Source organism: Nostoc sp. (assembly GCF_036918015.1).
Classification (GTDB): Bacteria; Cyanobacteriota; Cyanobacteriia; order Cyanobacteriales; family Nostocaceae; genus Nostoc.
In genome coordinates this window covers 1-19,012 of record NZ_JBALEO010000100.1, presented here as the reverse complement: position 1 = coordinate 19,012, position 19,012 = coordinate 1, and the positions used below count along the sequence as shown (strand labels likewise).

At 37.9% G+C, this 19,012-nt stretch carries 18 protein-coding genes; 10 read left to right on the top strand and 8 right to left on the bottom strand.

Translation table 11 applies throughout. The annotated features are described in order from the left end of the window. Positions 1 to 102: 102 nt before the first annotated feature. Positions 103 to 1,419, bottom strand: coding sequence for a hypothetical protein (locus V7K61_RS33020; protein ID WP_335060294.1), 1,317 nt, complete (start codon positions 1,417 to 1,419; stop codon positions 103 to 105). Between the two features lie 1,064 nt (positions 1,420 to 2,483). On the opposite strand from V7K61_RS33020, the gene V7K61_RS33015 reads away from it, so the two are divergent. Continuing rightward, on the top strand, positions 2,484 to 3,626 hold the full coding sequence (locus V7K61_RS33015; protein ID WP_335060292.1) for a PDDEXK nuclease domain-containing protein: 1,143 nt from the start codon (positions 2,484 to 2,486) through the stop codon (positions 3,624 to 3,626). Between the two features lie 104 nt (positions 3,627 to 3,730). On the opposite strand, the gene V7K61_RS33010 is transcribed toward V7K61_RS33015, so the two are convergent. Next, positions 3,731 to 4,063 carry a hypothetical protein gene (locus tag V7K61_RS33010; protein ID WP_335060290.1) on the bottom strand — a complete coding sequence of 111 codons (333 nt, stop codon included), beginning with the start codon at positions 4,061 to 4,063 and terminating at the stop codon, positions 3,731 to 3,733. Between the two features lie 326 nt (positions 4,064 to 4,389). Here V7K61_RS33010 and V7K61_RS33005 point away from each other — a divergent pair, with 326 nt between their 5' ends. From V7K61_RS33005 to V7K61_RS32985, 5 genes are all read left to right on the top strand, one after another. Next, positions 4,390 to 4,956 carry a Rieske 2Fe-2S domain-containing protein gene (locus V7K61_RS33005; protein WP_335060288.1) on the top strand — a complete coding sequence of 189 codons (567 nt, stop codon included), beginning with the start codon at positions 4,390 to 4,392 and terminating at the stop codon, positions 4,954 to 4,956. Between the two features lie 138 nt (positions 4,957 to 5,094). Continuing rightward, positions 5,095 to 5,880, top strand: a complete 786-nt coding sequence (locus tag V7K61_RS33000) for an HAD family hydrolase (protein WP_335060286.1) — start codon at positions 5,095 to 5,097, stop codon at positions 5,878 to 5,880. A gap of 358 nt (positions 5,881 to 6,238) precedes the next feature. Further along, positions 6,239 to 7,417, top strand: a complete 1,179-nt coding sequence (locus V7K61_RS32995; RefSeq protein WP_335060284.1) for a DNA double-strand break repair nuclease NurA — start codon at positions 6,239 to 6,241, stop codon at positions 7,415 to 7,417. 493 nt (positions 7,418 to 7,910) lie between these two features. Beyond that, a complete protein-coding gene (locus V7K61_RS32990; RefSeq protein WP_335060282.1) occupies positions 7,911 to 10,604 on the top strand; it encodes a PAS domain S-box protein in 2,694 nt (897 codons plus the stop codon). An 18-nt stretch (positions 10,605 to 10,622) separates the two neighbouring features. Continuing rightward, positions 10,623 to 11,375 carry an FHA domain-containing protein gene (locus tag V7K61_RS32985; protein WP_335060280.1) on the top strand — a complete coding sequence of 251 codons (753 nt, stop codon included), beginning with the start codon at positions 10,623 to 10,625 and terminating at the stop codon, positions 11,373 to 11,375. A 209-nt stretch (positions 11,376 to 11,584) separates the two neighbouring features. Here the strand turns inward: V7K61_RS32985 and V7K61_RS32980 are convergent, their stop codons facing one another. From V7K61_RS32980 to V7K61_RS32965, 4 genes are all read right to left on the bottom strand, one after another. After that, entirely contained in the window at positions 11,585 to 12,934 is a 1,350-nt protein-coding gene (locus tag V7K61_RS32980; RefSeq protein ID WP_335060277.1) for a TerD family protein, read from the bottom strand. Positions 12,935 to 13,036: 102 nt separating this feature from the next. Further along, entirely contained in the window at positions 13,037 to 13,609 is a 573-nt protein-coding gene (locus tag V7K61_RS32975; RefSeq protein ID WP_335060275.1) for a TerD family protein, read from the bottom strand. A gap of 69 nt (positions 13,610 to 13,678) precedes the next feature. Then, positions 13,679 to 14,281 carry a TerD family protein gene (locus tag V7K61_RS32970; protein WP_335060273.1) on the bottom strand — a complete coding sequence of 201 codons (603 nt, stop codon included), beginning with the start codon at positions 14,279 to 14,281 and terminating at the stop codon, positions 13,679 to 13,681. A 196-nt stretch (positions 14,282 to 14,477) separates the two neighbouring features. Next, entirely contained in the window at positions 14,478 to 16,646 is a 2,169-nt protein-coding gene (locus V7K61_RS32965; RefSeq protein WP_335060271.1) for a DEAD/DEAH box helicase, read from the bottom strand. 7 nt (positions 16,647 to 16,653) lie between these two features. Between V7K61_RS32965 and V7K61_RS32960 the strand changes: the two genes are divergently transcribed. The 4 genes from V7K61_RS32960 (at position 16,654) to V7K61_RS32945 (ending at position 18,307) form a co-directional block, all read left to right on the top strand. Next, positions 16,654 to 16,779: a hypothetical protein gene (locus tag V7K61_RS32960; protein ID WP_335060269.1), complete on the top strand. Its 126-nt coding sequence runs from the start codon at positions 16,654 to 16,656 to the stop codon at positions 16,777 to 16,779. A 57-nt stretch (positions 16,780 to 16,836) separates the two neighbouring features. After that, positions 16,837 to 17,202 (top strand): Spx/MgsR family RNA polymerase-binding regulatory protein, encoded by a 366-nt coding sequence (locus tag V7K61_RS32955; protein WP_335060267.1) that lies wholly within the window; start codon positions 16,837 to 16,839, stop codon positions 17,200 to 17,202. Positions 17,203 to 17,285: 83 nt separating this feature from the next. Continuing rightward, positions 17,286 to 17,717 (top strand): DoxX family protein, encoded by a 432-nt coding sequence (locus V7K61_RS32950; RefSeq protein WP_335060265.1) that lies wholly within the window; start codon positions 17,286 to 17,288, stop codon positions 17,715 to 17,717. A 29-nt stretch (positions 17,718 to 17,746) separates the two neighbouring features. Beyond that, positions 17,747 to 18,307 (top strand): DUF2808 domain-containing protein, encoded by a 561-nt coding sequence (locus V7K61_RS32945; protein WP_335060263.1) that lies wholly within the window; start codon positions 17,747 to 17,749, stop codon positions 18,305 to 18,307. A gap of 36 nt (positions 18,308 to 18,343) precedes the next feature. Here the strand turns inward: V7K61_RS32945 and V7K61_RS32940 are convergent, their stop codons facing one another. Further along, positions 18,344 to 18,649 carry a type II toxin-antitoxin system VapC family toxin gene (locus tag V7K61_RS32940; RefSeq protein WP_335060261.1) on the bottom strand — a complete coding sequence of 102 codons (306 nt, stop codon included), beginning with the start codon at positions 18,647 to 18,649 and terminating at the stop codon, positions 18,344 to 18,346. Positions 18,650 to 18,651: 2 nt separating this feature from the next. Next, positions 18,652 to 18,978, bottom strand: coding sequence for a DUF2281 domain-containing protein (locus tag V7K61_RS32935; RefSeq protein WP_335060259.1), 327 nt, complete (start codon positions 18,976 to 18,978; stop codon positions 18,652 to 18,654). Positions 18,979 to 19,012 lie beyond the last annotated feature (34 nt).

Genomic DNA, 19,012 nt, shown 5'->3' with positions numbered 1-19,012 from the left:
CCTCGGCGTTTACCATTTTTTCTAATCCTAGTAGACTTGCAGTATGGACAATGCACAGTAGAAGACCTCAATTCATCCCTCTATTATGCAACGCCAGAAATCTCACTGGAGTTGCTTGAATTGATTATTTGCCGATAGCAATAACTCTTGAGCTTTTAAATAAACAGTTGTACCTTTTTCTACCTTTTCCAATTGGTTAATAATCCCGTGTAACTGACTAATTATACGATTGCGATCCAAATTTTTGGGGTCAGTGGGAATTGAAGCCATTAAGCTTTCTATTTCTCGTTGTGCCATGAAGAAAGCCTGTACAGAATCTGCCTCAGCTTGTCGTCTTACTTTGACTTGACCCAAATTAGTCTCATAAGTTGCTAATAACTTTTGTGCTTCTGCATAACCTACCAAATCTTCAGAAGAAATCTGTTTTAACCGATTAATGGCTTCTGACCATAAATTTTCTATTTGTTCCCATTCGGTAACTGTATGTGGTGGATTTTGACCAGCTTTAGCAGCTTGCCAAGAAAATTGCTGTGCTGCTGTAATTAAAGCACTGACGCGTTCATTTCCCGCTGCTAATCCCACAACTTCTTTAAAATCACGCTTGTAGGCATCTAGTTGATTTTGAGCAGTTTTTCCGGCTAAGGTTTGTCCGGGAATCTCTTCTAACTTATCCAGTGCTGAACGCCAAGCTGCGATCGCCGACTTTTTATCGGTTACTGTTGTAGCAATTTGATACTGCTGTTTTGCGTTCAATAATACTTGACTATTATCAGTGAGCAACGTTTGAGCGTTTTTTTCCTGAAAAACCTTGGCTTCTAGTTGCCCTACTTGACGACGCGCTGCATTCAGACCGTAAACGCTGAACCGCCAGTCGTACCACCAATATTTGTATTCCGGCCAATCGTTAACCAACCCAACTGGCAAGTTATTTAGATGTGTTTTTGTCTGTTGCAGTTGCTGTTCACCCAACGCTAAATCTGCTGCACTAGTGGGTTTTTCAATTAAGTATTCAGCTTGCTCAATTGATGCCAACGCCTTCCCATAATGCTGTTCCATGCTTATGTAACTGGGTAGCAATAAAAAAGGCGCATTTTGCACCACAGTCCGGCGAATTATTGGGTAAGGCAGATTCGCCAGCCAAACCACACCTGCGGGAATACCGATAAGTATTGCTATCCATATCAACTTAGTACCTATACCTCGGTTGGCTTTGCTAGGTCTTTTTTGATGGGATATACTGCTAACCTGCCCCTGTGCAGCTATTTCCTGTTCTAATTCAGCTATAGTTTTTGGTTGTGATGGTTTTGCTGGTTGCTTCAGCCCTGTAGGTTGTTGGCTGATTACAGATGGATTTATCCCAGAAACATTTTGAGAGTTATTACGGGAAAATTTTTTAGTAATTTTGTGTAAAAAGGTCATATATAGATTCAGTGCTTAGTTTAGTATTCCCCAACTAAGCTGGAAATAAAGACAATACCTAGCTTTTTACAAAAGCTCCAAGGGTGCGATCGCTATTTTATAGTATTTTTGTGCCATAAAAAAGGGGTATCCACAGGTTATATTGATGTGCAGGTTAAGGCAGAAATGGTAGACGTTGTAGCGCGATTGAGTCCGGTGTTGACGTTTAAGGCGTAGCTGCCAAATAAAAAGCCCCTGGTCAACGCCAGGGGTTATCCATCTTTATTCCCTCATTTAGAATGGCATCTGTGAAGCTATAGTAAATCCGTATTAATGCGATAAACGCATATTAATGATGATTATTTTGCAATCTTCATTCAAAACATGGGATTGTGTTCATTATCCCAACACTTGCGATCGCTCCAATTTCTGCCAGTATGTTCGCATTCAGATGCATTATCTATCCAAGGAATCGATGTAGAGTGGTACGAGTTTCCAATGGCAGCAAATAAGCTAGCACTGAATAAGGGTAATAATAAGGATAAAATTATTAATGTACAAATCGGTAGAGTGATTAAATATCCAGTGAGCAGTAGAATGTTGCTATGAGTCAAAACAAATGTACCTATTTTCTTATTTTTTTGACGAGTTTTTAAGCTGGTTCTTGAATTCGAGAAATGCATAATGCAACCCTATTAATACCAGTTTATATAACAATCAAATTTGATTTTTAAAAGCCAAACTAACTAAGAGCAAGCCCGATCGGGTTTTGCTCTTAGTCTATTTAGCAAAAATCAAATATGAGTCTTATATAAGTATGGATTTTTACGTAAGAACATTATTCAGGCTATACACTCTGATGTCAAAGGTACAAGTAATGACTTCTTATAACTTTTAATCTTTGGGCGCAGAAAAATGTTTTACATGAAAATATCTTGAAGTTTTGGCACTCGCTTTTGTGTAAATACTGACAAATTTCACTCACAGCATTCTTTTGCCGATGCAGCAAAAATACTGATATAAGGATTTGGTTAGCAAAATTTTGCGTAATGCTGGCAGTATAGAAGTAGCGTTAATATTTTCTTATGCCTAGAGACGATAAATCCAAAGCTTTACAAAGGGCTACATCTGATATTATCGGTTATGAAAATTTTTTAACTGAGCTAAAAACACGAATTTCTAGCGCTCAGGTGCGTGCCGCAATAGCAGTCAATAAAGAATTAGTATTACTCTACTGGCAAATTGGGCGAGATATTCTGAATCGCCAACAGCAGCAGGGTTGGGGCGCAAAAGTTATCAATCGTCTGGCGGCTGACTTGCAGAAAGCTTTTCCAGAAATGAAAGGCTTTTCGCTTCGCAACCTCAAGTATATGCGGGCATTTGCCGAAGCTTATCCAGATGAGCAATTAGTGCAGCAAGCTGCTGCACTAATTCCTTGGTTTCATAACTGCGTCCTTTTGGATAAAGTCAAGGATAGTAGTGAACGAGAATGGTACATACAGCAAACTATTCAGCATGGATGGAGTCGGAATATTTTAGTTCACCAGATAGAAAGCAAGTTGTATCACCGTCAGGGTAAAGCAACCACTAACTTTAACCGAACTCTGCCTCAACCACAATCACAATTAGCACAGCAATTATTGAAAGACCCCTACACTTTTGATTTTCTCAATTTAGGGAAAGATTTTCTGGAACGTGATTTGGAGCGTGCTTTAATCAACCACATCCGCGATTTTTTACTAGAGTTAGGGGTTGGTTTTGCTTTTGTAGGTAGTCAATACCATCTTGAAGTTGGGGGTGAAGATTTTTATATCGATTTATTGTTTTACCACTTGCGTTTACGCTGCTATGTAGTGATTGACCTGAAAATTGAAGAGTTTAAGCCAGAGTATTCCGGCAAGATGAATTTCTATGTTAGTGCGGTGGATGATTTGTTGAGACACCCAGATGATCAGCCTACTATTGGAATGATTCTATGCAAGAGTAAAAATAAGGTAATTGCCGAATATTCTCTGCGAGATATGCATAAGCCAATTGGTGTCTCTGTGTATCAGCTAAAAGATATTTTGCCGGAAGCTTTGCAAGGTAATTTGCCAACAATCGAACAGTTAGAAGCTGAATTGGAAACGATTACTAAAATTGAGTTAGGACTCGGTTTAGGTGCAAAATTTGAGGGGAAAATAATTCATCCACTTGGAGAAACAGTAGATGAGCAAAACCAAATCTAGCAAGACTAACTTGACTAAAGAAAACGTGTTCAGATGGAGACACAAAGAAATGGAGAGAGTATTTAATAACTTCTCCGCGTCTCTGCGTCTTCCATAAACAACTACTACCAAATTCGATTTCCATTTTCATCAAGTCGTGCCTGCCGAATTACGTCAGAGATTTCTTCAGCATCTTTAACGTGATGGAGTGCCTTCTTTTCGCCGTTGGGTTCATCCACAACAAAGTAAGTCGGGACTGTGATTCTCTCGCCTGTAATGTCTGGTACATCATCAACCGCTGCCTGTTTAGCCTTCTCTTCAATTGATTGAGGCTGATCGGAAATTCTATCTCCTGGATTTGCGGTTAGGTTTCTTTCGTTCACATCTGGCTTTTCACGAGAATCCCGATCTTCGCTTACTGGTTGATTAATTTGATTTTCTTGATTTTTATCACTCATGGCACTTTCAGTTATTAAAATATGTTGCTTGACTAACAACAGCTTAAAAAATCCAAGGCATAAAGAGTTCTTTCTCTGGAGAGAGTTTGAGAATATATTTTGAAGATATTCTGTCAGAAACATATCTTAGGTTATAGCCTAGCTCTGGGGGTTATAAATAACCTCATACTCCAGAAATAAATAATAATTAAAAATTACAGTTTAGGCGCAACTCTTAAAAAACCAATTTTATGAAAATCAACCCACAGTAAATACAAATGTACATTAATCCTAATGCGATCGCACCGTAGTATATTAGTAGACCTTTCTTGGGAAATCGAATCATCATGGAAGATTCTTCTACTAATGGCAAAATTCCAGCGAGGATAAAAACGCGCCGGGATTTTTTAACCTATATGCTAGGTACTACAGTTGCATCAGTAGCTATCGGATATCTATTTCCCAAAGTCAGCCAAAGTCGTGAAATAGACCTAGAAACCCTTTGCTCGCTTTATCCAAAGAATTCACGCTGTCAAAATTATCTTCCAGGATCGGTGGCACTGGCTGAAGACGGCAAACAAATTGAAGCTAATACACTATTAGCAACCGCAAAGCCAGGAATTCCGATTCTCGTAAAAGGCTTGCCAGATCGTAGCGTTGATTATCTGATTATTCAAGACGGGCCACAGATTGCTGAGTATGCTATCAATCCAATCTGCACCCATTTAGGATGTACAGTCAAGTGGGATCTTGAGAAAAATCACTTTATTTGTCCTTGTCATGGATCTCAATACGATTCTCAGGGTCGAGTTGTTCGTGGCCCAGCTAAACGTTCATTACCACTAATCACCGTAGTAGTCAAGCAAAACCAAATTCGTTTAGTCGATCGCAAACCTGCTGTAGATCCTCGTTAACCTACCATTAACAAATCAAATTTAACAATGCCACCATACTTTTTCAGCAAATTTATGAATTATAAAAGACTAACAAAAATTACTGCATGATTTAAATTTGTCAGGTAAGCTGACAACAGCAGTTTCATTCTCAAACCAATGACCACAAGTAGTCCCAAAATTTTAGCTCTGGACTTTGATGGAGTGATTTGCGACGGATTAATTGAATACTTTGAGGTAGCATGGCGTACCTACTGTGAAATTTGGTCTTCTGCTAACGACACACCGCCAGATGATTTAGCTTTGAGATTCTATCGACTAAGACCTGTTATTGAAACAGGTTGGGAAATGCCCATTTTAATTAAAGCCTTGATAGATGGAATTTCTGACGACAAGATTCTGCATGAATGGGTAAGTATTGCTCCACAAATTTTGTTAAATGACAAGCTACAAGCAAGAGAAATTGGTGCGAAACTAGATAACCAGCGAGATGAATGGATTACCACAGATTTAAGTGGTTGGCTGAGTCTGCATAGATTTTATCCGGCTGTAGTAGAAAAAATCAAATTAACTATTGACAGTGGAGTTAAGCTATACATTGTAACAACTAAAGAAGGGCGTTTTGTAGAGCAGTTGTTGCAACAAGAAGGGGTGAATTTACCACCAGAAGCAATCTTTGGGAAAGAAGTCAAGCGTCCTAAATATGAAATTTTGCGAGACTTAATTCAGTCAGCAGGTGACAAGCCAGTTAGTCTCTGGTTTGTAGAAGATAGACTCAAGACATTACAGTTAGTCCAACAGCAAGCAGACCTTGAGGATGTAAAACTTTTCCTGGCGGACTGGGGCTATAATACCCAAGCAGAAAGGGAATCTGCTCAAAACGATCCGCGAATTCAGTTGTTATCACTTTCTCAGTTTGCCAAAGATTTCTCAGCTTGGCTTTAATATATTAAGTATCTAGCGAGAAAGAGATGTAGCACTGCTACGTCTCTACAAAGATTCTGAGTAATACATATTTAATTTCTGGACGTATTTATATAAATCAAACGTAAGAATTCAGGAGTCAAAATGGGCAACTCTTGGAGACGCTAAAAGCGAACGCCCCGCTACACTAACAGAATTCAGAATAGTTAAAGAATTAGGAGAAAATTTGATACATAAATGTACTAATCATGCTGTATTCCTTTTAAATTCTGACTTCTGACTTCTGGGTGCTGAATTCTGACAATCAAACTATGTGTTTGATAAATTTAGGTGAAATAATAACTCATAAGTATTCACTCCTCACTTCGCAATTACTTTTATGCTTGACCTAACAAAACTGGCGCGACAAATGCAGGGTTTAAGCCAGCATCTTACCTTAGAAGCTGCTGCCAGTCGTCAGCGTTTAGAATTGGCACAACAACATTTAAAAAATGCTTACGAGTCTCAACAAGATTTAATCGATCGCCAGGAAAAATGGCGCGATCGCATTCTCTTTGCTAATGCTACCCCAATTGAACCGCTAGAAACCTGCATCGATATCCCAGTTCCCCCAAAAATTCATACTGTCATCGCTACTGATGGTTCCCAAATTGCCCCCAACCATCATGAAATTGCTTACTGTTATCTGCTAAATATTGGCAGAGTCGTCTTACACTACGGACAAAATCGCCATCCGCTACTCGATAGTTTACCGGAGGTATTTTACCGCCCAGAAGATTTATATATGTCTCGGCAGTGGGGAATTAGAACTGAGGAATGGATGAGTTTTCGCCGCACTGCTTCAGAAGCAACGGTGTTAGCAGAACTGGCGTGTGATGCAGCACAAGCGGAAATGCCAGCACTAGCAATGGTAGATGGTTCGCTAATTTACTGGTTTTTAGAACAATTGCCGATGGATGCACGCGATCGCATTTTACCCCCGATCCTAGAAGCTTGGCAGCAAATGCGTGATGCTCGAATTCCTTTGATGGGCTATCTTAGCGCCTCTCGCAGCATCGAAACAATGAACTTTTTACGGTTATTAGCTTGTCCCCATCCAGCGCCAGACTGTAAAAGTCATTGCCCAAATCAGCTAGAAAAAGTACCTTGTAAAATTTTTGAACAGTTGCGAGATACTTCTGTTTGGGCAACCAGACTCAAACCAGGACAACGGAGTACCTTATGGCGCAGCAATTCTCCTATTCTCGAACTTTATGGCGATCAAACAATTTACTTTTGCTACGTCCACGTTGGCACTGAAATCGCCCGGATCGAAGTTCCGGCATGGGTAGCGGAGAATGCAACCATGTTAGACCAAGCATTGGGACTGATGTTAGCACAAGTGCAAAAAGGGTATGGTTATCCTGTAGCGATCGCTGAAGCCCATAACCAAGCAGTAGTAAAAGGTGGCGATCGGGCGCGTTTTTTTGCCCTTCTAGAACAACAAATGATTAAAGCTGGTCTGAAAAATGTGGGAACTTCCTACAAAGAAGCCAGAAAGCGCGGGAGTATTGCTTAAAATAATTCGTAATTCGTAGTAATGACGCTCTCTACGTTCGCGCAGCGTGTCGCAGACAGACGCTAAAAGCGTAGCTTGCAACTCTTACAGAGTACGCGGACTCGCTACCGCTACCCTAACGTAATTCGTAATTCGTAATTGAATTCTTAGCTACTTAAGGACAATTACAGATAAAAATTCTGATTAATTCAGTTTACGTAACACTTCTTATCTTAAATTTAAAATATAAATGTTTACTTTACAGCTTTTTAGGGAAACCTTTACTTAGTAGAGAACTCAGTCAACAGCTAGCTAGCTTACTCAGTAAAAACTAGTAGATACTTATTGGCTTTACTATCAAGCTCATTACGTTTTTATTCGTAAGTAACCAGTCTTCGTCATAACTGATATTAGGCGAGTCTCTAGATTGAAACATCCTATTGCAATGGTTATTAAATTTTAACAATAAACGTATTAACTTTTCTCGAAAAATATTTATACCTAAAAAAAGCTGATGAAACTAGTTAAATCTGAGTACAAAAAATACGAAGAAAAATACTCTCGATTTTTCTCACTTTCTATAGATTTATTGTGTATTGCTAACTTTGATGGTTATTTTAAGTATTTAAATCCAGTATGGACGAAAACACTAGGTTGGTCAATTCGTGAACTTGTTGCTAAACCTTTCATCGAATTTATTCACCCTGAAGATCGTGAATTAACTATTGCAGTAGCCCAAAAAATTACACAATCTGTAGATTCAGTCAGCTTTGAAAACCGCTATCTTTGTCGGGATGGCTCTTATAAATGGCTGTCATGGAATGCTACTAGTTTCAGTGAAGAAAAATTAATTTATGCAGTAGCTCGTGACATCACTGCTAATAAACAAAATGAGATAGCACTAAAAAATTCTATCCAAGAATTAGAAGCTTTTAGATTTGCTTTAAATGCCCATTCACTGGTAGCTATTACTGATAGAGCTGGAAGAATCACCTATGTCAATGACCTATTTTGTGAAGTTTCTAAATATTCTTCAGAAGAACTTTTAGGGCAAGATCATCGGATTATCAATTCTGGACACCATACAAAAGAATTTTTTGCAAACTTATGGAAAACTCTTGCCCAAGGGAAAATCTGGAAAGGAGAAATTCAAAATAAAGCTAAGGATGGCACTTTTTATTGGGTGGATACTTTGATCGCCCCAATGTTGGGACAAGATGGAAAGCCTTATCAATATGTATCGATTCGTACAGATATTACACAGCGTAAGCTTTCAGAGTTAGCTTTATTGGAGCGATCGCGCTTGTCAGTTTTGAGTGCAGAAGTCAGTTTAGCCTTATCTCAAAGTGGCACACTTCCAGAAATTTTGCAAAATTGTACAAATACTATTTCCCAATACCTTGATATCGGCTTTGTTTGTATCTGGACATTTGAACGACAGACAAACCAACTACAATTGCAAGCTGGTGTTCATTGCACAGATATTACTTGTAGTGCTTTGAGTGATACTCAAGATTTCCCAGAACATATCGCTTTAGTCAATAATATTATTGGCTTAATGATTCAAAACCATCAAGCGATTTTTAATCAAGAACTATCTATTAATCATTCAGAAAAACTTGTAAATTCTACATTTTCAATTTCTCGATTTTCTGCTTATCCCCTAATAGTAGAGCAGCAAATAATCGGTATAATGGCTTTATTTAGCAAGCAATTATTTACCGAACCAACTCATAACCTATTAAATTGGATTGCTAATAATATTGCTGTAGCTATTGACCGAATCTGGGCACGAGAAGAACTCCTCAGTCGTCGGGAAGCCTTGTTACTGCGTCTAGCTAGTCAAATCCGCAGTTCTCTTGACCTAGATATGATCCTAGAAACTGCTGTGAACGAAATTCGCAGCTTATTACAAATTGACCGTTGCTACTTTCTTTCTTATTTACCGCACCCATCCCAAGCAAGCCTAACTATTACCTATGAAGCACGAAACCCTAACTTGGCAAGTATGTTAGGCAGTATTCCACTGCAAAAAAGCACTTTTTTGACTCAAACCCTTCTCTCTCAAGAGCTAATTTGTATAGAAAATATTAATAAGAAGCCACAACTTGATTATGATATGCAAGAACTTTTAACTGAGTTTGGGATCATATCTCAATTAATGCTACCAGTTAAAAGCAATTCTGGGGAAATTGGAGCAATTGTGTGCAGTCATTGTAGTGGCGATCGCATTTGGAATAACAGTGAAATTAACCTGTTACAAGCTGTTTGCGATCAACTAGCGATCGCTATCGATCATGCACAACTTTATACCCAAAGTCGGGCTGCTACTTTAGAAGCTCAAAATCAAGCTGAAAAACTCACTGAAACCTTGAATAAATTGCAACAAACTCAATCTCAACTGATCCAAAATGAAAAAATGTCTAGCTTAGGACAATTAGTCGCTGGAGTTGCTCATGAAATCAACAATCCAGTCAATTTTATTCATGGTAACTTAACCTATGCTAACGAATACTTTCAAGAGATGTTAACTCTCTTGCACCTTTATCAACAACATTATCCCCAACCAGAAGTAGAAATTGAAGATTTCACTAAAAAAATTGATTTAGAATTCCTTACTAGTGACCTTTCTCAACTCCTATCCTCGATGAATATGGGTACTAATCGTATCCGGGAAATTGTTTTGGGATTGCGAAATTTTTCTCGCCATGATGAAGCGGATAAAAAATTAGTTGACATTCATGAAGGAATTGAAAATACGTTATTAATTTTACATCATCGCTGGAAAAATAATGGAATTGGCTTAGATATATCTATAGTTAAAGAATATGGTGATTTGCCTCTAGTTGATTGTTATGCTGGGCAGTTGAATCAAGTATTTATGAATATTTTAACTAATGCGATTGATGCCTTAGAAGAGTCAATGGTCAAGATAAAAACAAATCATAAACCGCAAATTGTAATTCGTACTGAAATTTTAGAGAGTAAATTTGTTGTTATCCGAATTGCTGACAATGGATTAGGAATGGTAGAAGAGATTAAAAAGCGGTTATTCGATCCATTTTTCACCACAAAACAGGTAGGTAAAGGAACAGGTCTAGGACTGTCAATTAGCTACCAAATTATAGTAGAAAAACATGGTGGAATTTTGAATTGTCTATCAGAACCAGGAAAAGGCACAGAATTCTGGATTCAAATTCCAATTTAAAAATACTCTACGTTTAAAATGAGTTTAGAACTTTTTCATGTCCAAACCAACACTGCTTTTGAGTTACCACCAAATACTACGGTGTTTCATATCGGTAAACCCAATGACCAAATTCCGCCAGATATTGATGTTTCCAACTTACCAGATGCAGATGTAGTGTCTCGTATCCATGCACAGATTAAAATCTACAAAAATAATTACTTTATTGAAGATTTAGGAAGTTCTAATGGGATATTTGTCAACAACATTAAATTAGAACCTAGAACACCCTGCCAAATCAATTTAGGAGATAAAATAGACCTTGGTCAAGGAGAAAAAGTCACGTTTATATTTCAAGATCAGATACAACATAAACAAAATCTTCTTCCTCTTGCAAGTTCTACAAAAATGCAGGCTCAAATTGCTGTTAACAATAGACAACCTCCAGTGAAGAAGACAAGCAAGTATATAGGCTTGGCTTTGATGATTTCAGGGATTATCATTTTAACTGCAAATATTCGTGTTGGTATATTTTTTGGTATTCCTGGTTTATTACTATGTATTTCCGGTATTTTCATCCTTTGTCAGCAGCGAATAAACCCTAACTTAGGATGGATTTTGATAGCGCTAGGAATTGTAGTCATAGCTTTTACTGGTAATGTATTTGCGTCAGTTAATCTTTTAGTTGTTGTGGCATCATCTGTGTTATTTTTGGCAGGATATCAACTTTTGAATACTGGAAAAATCTTAAATTATGATTTGCGATCGCTCCAGGAATTAATTAAAAAATAACTATTCCACTTCTCTGCGAATGGCATGATTCATCGAGTTTATTTGCGATGCATGAAACGATTGAGGCATTAGACATCTCCGAAAATGAATCTACAATCCTTATGCAGCTTGGGGTGATACCTACTTTATGGAGATGTCTATTTTATTAACTGAGGATAATATAGAGCATAAAATCCTCAATCTATTGATACAATATTTGCTTCATAACCTTAACTTAAAATACCTCTTGCTGTTGCCTGTTTCATCCAACTAGGAAATTCATTCAGCAGTCTTTCATACAACTGCTCATCAGTTATTTTTCCTAAATCATCTACATGAAAAAAATCAGCATTATCAACGATGCGATCGCCCATTGTGTCTAATCTTTCCAAAATTCCATAGTTAGAACCAGCCAAGCCAACAAATTGCCAAAATATGGGATATTTTGCTGCATCAATAACACTTTTTTTAATCCCTTGTTCATCAGTCACACCTCCATCACTGAGAAATACAATCAATGTAGGCAGTTTACTAGGTTCTTCTTGAGTATACTTCTTGATTACATCTTTTATTACTGAACTTTCATTGTTTCCGACACCTAATTCGATCATAAGAGAGGACATTTTAAAAACAAATAAAGTCCTCTTAAGTTCACCGCATTCTTTATTAATGTAACCATCAACATTAATCTCTGTTACTGATTTTGTCCTTTTGGATTTTGATCCAAAAAACCAAACATCTAATCTTTTATTATCATCTAGCCTACTAGCTACAGGAACTATTCTTTCAAGAAATGCTTGTACTGCACCAGAATTATATTGATTGTTCATAGAGCCAGAAATATCTAAAACTAAAGCAACTCTTGCTACATTTTTACTAATTCCTTTCTTTTCTAGAACAATATCAACCTTGGCTTTTAACAGATTGATCTCAGCTTTTTTTGTGATGTCAATATAAGAAGTTACTACAGGAATCTCGACTTTAGGCTCTACTTTCTTTTCTTCCTGTTTAGTTTCGACAATATATTTATCTACAAAACTTTGTAGTCCAGAACTATAGCCTTCTCCTACCGCTTGAAATCTCCATTCATTCTCCTTTTTATATAAGCGTCCAAATTCCAAAGCTGTCTCTTGAGAAAAAGCCTCTCTTAAGTTGTACCGAGCCAGAGAATTTCTATTTTCGTGATTGTAAATCTTGATAAAAGCATTTTTGATTTGGCTAAAGTTTTGATTTTTTTCTTGCCCTTCATGAATAGTGACAACAAAAACTATCTCCTGAATAGCTGGATTGACTTTTGCTAAATCAACATAAATCGTCTCATCATCTCCGTTACCTTCCCCAGTTCTATTATCTCCTGAGTGTCTTAAAGAACCATCGAGTGATTCCAAGTTATTGTAGAAAATAAAGTATTTTTCATCGGGGATTTTACCATTTGCACCTAACATAAATACAGAAGCATCAATATCACAGGTTTGACCAGCTTTATTTATTTGCCAACCTAAGCCAATAGCTACTTTCTTTAAATTGGGAGCTTCTTTAGAAAGATTAAACCTGCCACCTTTGCTTAATTCAATTTCCATTTCAGATACATCCTAATAAATTAAATGTTTGTTAAATAATTTATGAAAAAAAGGGGGTAATACTAATGAATACCCCCTTTTTATTACCTTGTGAGATAGCTACTAAGCAGCGTATCGGTCTACAAAACTTTGCAGCCCTGATTTATAACCAGCCCCAACAGCTTGGAATCTCCATTCTCCATCTTTTCGATAAAGTTTACCAAACTCAATTGCGGTTTCTGTGGAGGCATCTTCATCTAATTCATACTTAGTAATTTGCTTTTCTGTGGCGTTGTCATAAATTCTGATAAACGAGTTTCTGACTTGCCCAAAGTTTTGCTTTCTTTGCTCTGCTTCATGGATAGTGACGACAAAAACTATTTCTTGAACTGAAGAATCTACCTTGCTTAAATCAATTTTAATTGTCTCGTCGTCTCCTATGCCCTCTCCAGTTTTGCTATCTCCCTCATGTTTCACAGAACCATCTGGTGATTGTGGATTATTATAAAAAACAAAGTTTTTTTCATTAGCAAGTTTCCCGTTAGCATTTAACATAAATACAGAAGCATCTAGGTCAAAACCTGAACCTGTATCTGTAACATTGATATCCCATCCTAAACCAATTCCAGCATTTTTCAAGCTTGGTGCTTCTTTTGAAAGATTGATCCTTTCGCCTTTAGTGAGATTAATTGACATGATTATTACCTATTTTTCAAAATGAATTTGATTCTGAGTTGCTATTGAGTTACTCAACTCAATATGTAGTTAGGCATAGACTTTTATAAGTCCTTCTAAACCATTAACTTTAATGCCGTTGCCAATCGCTGCCATTTTCCACTCGTTATTGTGATTGGAAATTTCAGCCATAATCATCCCGGTCATTCCTTTGTATTCAGACCCCGACAAATGATATTTGGCGAGTTCTTGATTGTTAGATATATTGACCAGACGCACAAAGGCATTTTTAACTTGTACAAATTCTTGTTTACGAGCAATACAATCGTAAATATTAACCGTAAAAACCAATTTGACAATTTCTTTCGGTAGTCGAGCTAAATCTATAATTATTTGCTCGTCATCACCCTGTCCGACACCCGTGAGATTATCGCCCAAATGGGTAATAGCTCCTGATTTGTGGGATAGATTCCCAAAGTAAACAACGTTGCCTGCATCTGTCATTTTGCCATTTCGGTCTAAACAGATTACAGAAGCATCCAAGTCGCAGTCTTGAGTGCTTTTGAAAGCCCCAAAAAAACCGCCACCGGTGGATTTTGGTACATCCCAGCCCAATCCACACATCAGCTTTGTTAGCCCAGGAGCTTCTTTAGAAAGTGAGATGCTTTGCCCTTTTTGTAGATTGATTGCCATCTAAGTTATTTTAGATATATTGGATTGATAAAGTTCTTTGTTATGCGCTCTATCCTATTCAGCTTCAATAAGCGCTGGAATCAGTAAAAATACGTAAACTCAAAAACTCCGTTTTGGGGTTCTCAACAAATTAGGGAAACGCTGCGCGAAGCATCCCGTAGGGAAGGGGTACTGAGGATGTAAAGACACGGAGAACTTATTCTCTCCAAATTGCCACTTTCTGTTTCAGTTCCGTGACATCCAAATAATCGTTAGCAAAAGCTTTACGTAAAAGTGAATGAGGAATAAAACCATCATATTTTTGAATTTCCGGTGCTTCTGAGCTACTGACTAAATCTTCTGGGATAATTCTTTGTTCACATAATGAAGTAATTTCACGATAAAGATATTTAAATTTTTCCTTGTCTAATTTAATTGTCAAATAATAGGGATTTACTCCACCAATACTTGTAATTTCCAACGATTCCCGACAGTATGAGTTGAGTAATCTTTCTAAGGTGCGATAAGCAACCGTACCCATCCAAGGAAAAATACAGCATTTACCTTTTTCTAATTGCAAAATATTCTGCTTATCTAATCCAACTTGCTGCGCCAATTGCCGAACTTGACGTAACCGTTGCAAAGCATTTTTTTGTAAGTAACTATACTCGATATTTTCAAATAAGACTTGCTGCATTCGTTGTAAAACTTTGGTATGAATAGTCCCACCACCACCACGCCAATAAATACTAGCTTTACCCTCAGCTTGTTTAACAAAAATAGCCTTCTTTTTAAAGTCAACTTCTACGACTTCCCAACTTCTGCCAGCTAAAGCAAATTGATTACCAACAGGAAGTGGCGTGACAATACTGCCAATTTCTGTTGTACCTTGCTTAACAATATATTCTTGCTGTTCAGCAAAGACGGCATAAAACTGAAATTTTCTGACTACCTTTTCTCCTGCCAACCCCAGGATTAATTTACCTTGCTCAGTATGCTGAATATGACCAATATCAATTAAATAGCGTAGTAATAGTTGTAAATCCTCTTTGGAAATCGCAGCAAAGGGTGGCAGGCTAAAAATTTGTTTAGCTAGGGCATTAGCTGAAATTTCTCCTGCTGCTGTTAAAATACTCATTGTTTGGTGATAAAGCAAACTCAAAGGATATTTTATTGGTCTAATTGGTTCAATCCATTGTTCCTCTAAATAAAGTTGAATTATTGCAATACACTGTAAAAGTTGCCAGGGGATTTGTTCTGGTAGAGAAGCTTCTGATAAGGGCTTATCTTCAGCGCAGACAAAACGCATATCAGCAGCTTCACCTCTTCTACCACTGCGTCCCAAACGCTGTAAAAAGCTAGCTACAGACAAGGGTGATTCTAACTGAATAACTCGCTCTAAATGACCGATATCTATGCCTAATTCTAGAGTCAAAGTAGCGGCAGTAACAGCGGGATTGTTAGGTTCACGCATCGCATATTCAGCAGCTTGCCGTAAGCTAGCAGATATACTCCCATGATGTACATGATATATATCTGGTAGTCCTTGTTCTGTGGCTATTTGCCGCAAAGATGCAATTACAGATTCGGTTCGTGTGCGATTATTAGCAAATATTAGACATTTGCTCCCCTTGCTGAGGTTGAAAATATATTGTTCATCATCTGTCACTTCTGATTCATCTACTTCAATATAAAAATGTTCTACAGCTAGTTTTATTTGCCGTTTTATACCATCAATTTTTGGTGTAATTACTGGCTTATCTGTTCCTGAACTCAGCCAATTTTCCGCTATTGAGTAATCCCCAAGAGTTGCCGATAAACCAATACGACGCGGTTGTTTTTGCGTCAATTTTGCTAAACGTTGTAATTGGCAAATAATTTGGCAACCGCGTTCTGAACCCATAAAGGCGTGAATTTCATCAATTATCACAAACCTTAAATCACCAAATAAGCGAAGTATGTCGTTATTTTTGTTAATTAGCAAACTTTCTAGAGATTCTGGGGTAATTTGGAGAATGCCTTGAGGATTCTTTAAAAGCTTATTTTTTCGAGTTTGCGAAACATCGCCGTGCCAGTGCCAAACTGGAATATCTGCTTCTTTGAGTAAGTCGTTAAGACGCTCAAATTGATCGTTAATTAAAGCTTTGATTGGACTAATGTATAATGCGCCAATTGTGGCAGCGGGGTTTTCATGTAATAGAGTCAAAACTGGTAGAAAAGCTGCTTCTGTTTTACCCGCAGCAGTTGCAGCTGTAACTAGCAAGTGAGCATCAGTGTCAAATATAACTTGACAAGCGGCAATTTGAACTGGACGTAATTCAGTCCACTGGTGATGATAAATATATTCTTGGATGAAGGGTGCAAGTCGGCTAAAGGCATCGCTCATATTTTTTATGGATAAAAATGTTAGTAAAACTACTCCTTGGTATTTCAGAACCATAGAATCATGGATCAACCAGTTCCATGCTTGGAATCACCCATTGCGAAAAGCGATCGCTACCTTTAAATTTCTGCCGTAGAGATTCTACGACAAGAGCATTCTATGTCATATATGGAGATTGTTGCTTAATTATTTTATGTCTATTCAAGTCTACGGAATTCCCAATTGCAGCACTTGCAAAAAAGCTTTGATGTGGCTCCAACACAACAACATTGACCATGAGTTTATCAACACCAAAGATACTCCGCCGACTCGTGAGATGATTCAAAGCTGGGTAAAGTCTTTGGGTTTTGCTCCCATGCGAAACACCTCCGGTCAATCCTACCGCGCTTTAGGAGATGAAAAGAAGATTTGGGCTGATGAACAGTGGGTTGATGCATTTACTCACGACGCGATGCTGCTCAAACGTCCACTTTTCGTCAAAGATGGAACAGCTGTGCTGGTTGGCTTTAGAGATGAGGGAATAGTTCGAGAAAAATTAGATAGTGTTAGCAACAGGTAATTAAGGATAGCTGTATGACAGCAGATTAACATCCGTCAGTCAAACTGAAGTAATAAGGGCAAGTATATAATGAGGCAAAAACCATGAAGAAGTATAAGGAAATATTACGCGTCATCCTGGCTATATCCATCATTGTGGTTGGAGTGACACACTTTGTTATCCCAGAACCTTATGTCAAAATTATGCCACCACAACTTCCTTACCCTTTAGAATTAGTTTATCTCAGTGGCTTTTATGAAATTTTGGGTGGTATTGGGTTATTAGTTCCGCCTGTAAGTCAAGCTGCTGCTTGGGGACTTATTGCTCTTTTTATTGCGGTTTTCCCTGCCAATATCAATATGGCGGTTAATCACATTCAGCTAGAACACATACCTAACTCACCTTGGGTACACGTAGTTAGACTTCCTTTTCAAGCTGTTTTAATTGCTTGGGCTTGGTGGTACACAAAATCTTCGTTTGGGGAAAAACAAGCTTCTATCATTCCTAAGTCATTGATTCCCAAGGAACTAGAATGAGAATAAGTGCGTTTTTTTATATCTGAATCATGCGCCTTGCAACTTTGTTTGGAATAACACTCTCGTTAGCAATTGGCATTGGAGAAGTTACGCTTCCGATTGCTCAAGCTGTGCAGCTTAGAGATGGCCTAGTCTATTTCGTCCAACCGCCAACACTTGTTGAAGCGACAACTACTTACAAAGAGGTGGATGTTTTAAGCGCAACTTACTATTTCACCATCAATGTGCCGGAAAATGCTGGAGAATCCCTCCAGAAGGTAACGATCGCACAAAAAGAGGGATCAGAAAACATCCGCTACCGTCTTGATGATACCCGTGCATTTGTCGGAACACGCGATCGCAAAGAAACGCAACTGAAACTAGGCTCAGTCACAAACGAGCGCAAGACACGCACGGTTATCGTAAACTTTGACCCACCTGTGACTCCAGGACAGACAATTACCATCGGCCTCCGCCCTGTAAGTAATCCAAGCTTTTCTGGTGTTTACTTATTGGGTGTTACAGCATTCCCTGTGGGTGAAAAATCTCACGGTCAATTTCTTGGCTTTGGACGGTTTCAGTTTTACAGCAATAGGGGAAGTTGGTGGTAGCTATCCAGAGGTCATTTTCACTAATGCCTATGGTATTTAGTTTGGTTGTTTTACGTTTATTTTTTCTTTTGGGCCGAATTGTTTGATAATTTCTGATTTAAAATCACCGTAGATTTCTGTTGTTTCTTTGTCGATCCCGTATAGGTTAATTCGTTTGATAAATGCATTGATTTTTATTAAATTAGCAGCTTTTTGATGTGAGTTTTGTGCCATAAAGTGCAACTCACCAGCAACAATAACATTGGTTGCTAATTGTACCTGATCAAGCGATCGCAAGTGATTTACAACGCTAGGTACACCTTCTATCAAGAAAGAACAGTGATTAGTATCTAGTAGATACATAATTAAAATTCTAGAGGCATCCGGCTGTCATGAACTAGTTGCAGGCATTCTCTAATATCTGAACCTTCCCAACTGCCCACAAATTCTAATAAATCTTCAGCAGTAGAACCTGTTAAGGTATGCTCTGTTGTAAGCATTTGAGCAGGTTGACTATCTAAAGATATGCTGTGTGTTTGATGTTTGGCTTGCAAAAATTGCACAAAATCTAAAATTTCCTGTAATAAGGGTTCAGGTAATTTTTCTAGTTCTTGATTAATTTGTTCCTTAGTACTGGACTTTAGACTAAAAAGCAGAAAATGACTCAGGGAAGCTGAGTTGAAAACAAGCAAAGCCAAAAAATTCAAAAATCAGAAATCAAGCAGT

Bases quoted from the DNA above. Each gene is read 5' to 3' on its own strand.
- V7K61_RS33015 (WP_335060292.1), top strand. From the start codon at position 2,484: ATGCCTAGAGACGATAAATCCAAAGCTTTACAAAGGGCTACATCTGAT.
- V7K61_RS32970 (WP_335060273.1), bottom strand. From the start codon at position 14,281: ATGGCAATCAATCTACAAAAAGGGCAAAGCATCTCACTTTCTAAAGAA.
- V7K61_RS32995 (WP_335060284.1), top strand. From the start codon at position 6,239: ATGCTTGACCTAACAAAACTGGCGCGACAAATGCAGGGTTTAAGCCAG.
- V7K61_RS32950 (WP_335060265.1), top strand. From the start codon at position 17,286: ATGAAGAAGTATAAGGAAATATTACGCGTCATCCTGGCTATATCCATC.
- V7K61_RS32990 (WP_335060282.1), top strand. From the start codon at position 7,911: ATGAAACTAGTTAAATCTGAGTACAAAAAATACGAAGAAAAATACTCT.
- V7K61_RS33020 (WP_335060294.1), bottom strand. From the start codon at position 1,419: ATGACCTTTTTACACAAAATTACTAAAAAATTTTCCCGTAATAACTCT.
- V7K61_RS32945 (WP_335060263.1), top strand. From the start codon at position 17,747: ATGCGCCTTGCAACTTTGTTTGGAATAACACTCTCGTTAGCAATTGGC.
- V7K61_RS32960 (WP_335060269.1), top strand. From the start codon at position 16,654: ATGGATAAAAATGTTAGTAAAACTACTCCTTGGTATTTCAGAACCATA.
- V7K61_RS33010 (WP_335060290.1), bottom strand. From the start codon at position 4,063: ATGAGTGATAAAAATCAAGAAAATCAAATTAATCAACCAGTAAGCGAA.
- V7K61_RS32940 (WP_335060261.1), bottom strand. From the start codon at position 18,649: ATGTATCTACTAGATACTAATCACTGTTCTTTCTTGATAGAAGGTGTA.
- V7K61_RS32985 (WP_335060280.1), top strand. From the start codon at position 10,623: ATGAGTTTAGAACTTTTTCATGTCCAAACCAACACTGCTTTTGAGTTA.
- V7K61_RS32965 (WP_335060271.1), bottom strand. From the start codon at position 16,646: ATGAGCGATGCCTTTAGCCGACTTGCACCCTTCATCCAAGAATATATT.
- V7K61_RS32975 (WP_335060275.1), bottom strand. From the start codon at position 13,609: ATGTCAATTAATCTCACTAAAGGCGAAAGGATCAATCTTTCAAAAGAA.
- V7K61_RS32980 (WP_335060277.1), bottom strand. From the start codon at position 12,934: ATGGAAATTGAATTAAGCAAAGGTGGCAGGTTTAATCTTTCTAAAGAA.
- V7K61_RS33000 (WP_335060286.1), top strand. From the start codon at position 5,095: ATGACCACAAGTAGTCCCAAAATTTTAGCTCTGGACTTTGATGGAGTG.
- V7K61_RS33005 (WP_335060288.1), top strand. From the start codon at position 4,390: ATGGAAGATTCTTCTACTAATGGCAAAATTCCAGCGAGGATAAAAACG.
- V7K61_RS32955 (WP_335060267.1), top strand. From the start codon at position 16,837: ATGTCTATTCAAGTCTACGGAATTCCCAATTGCAGCACTTGCAAAAAA.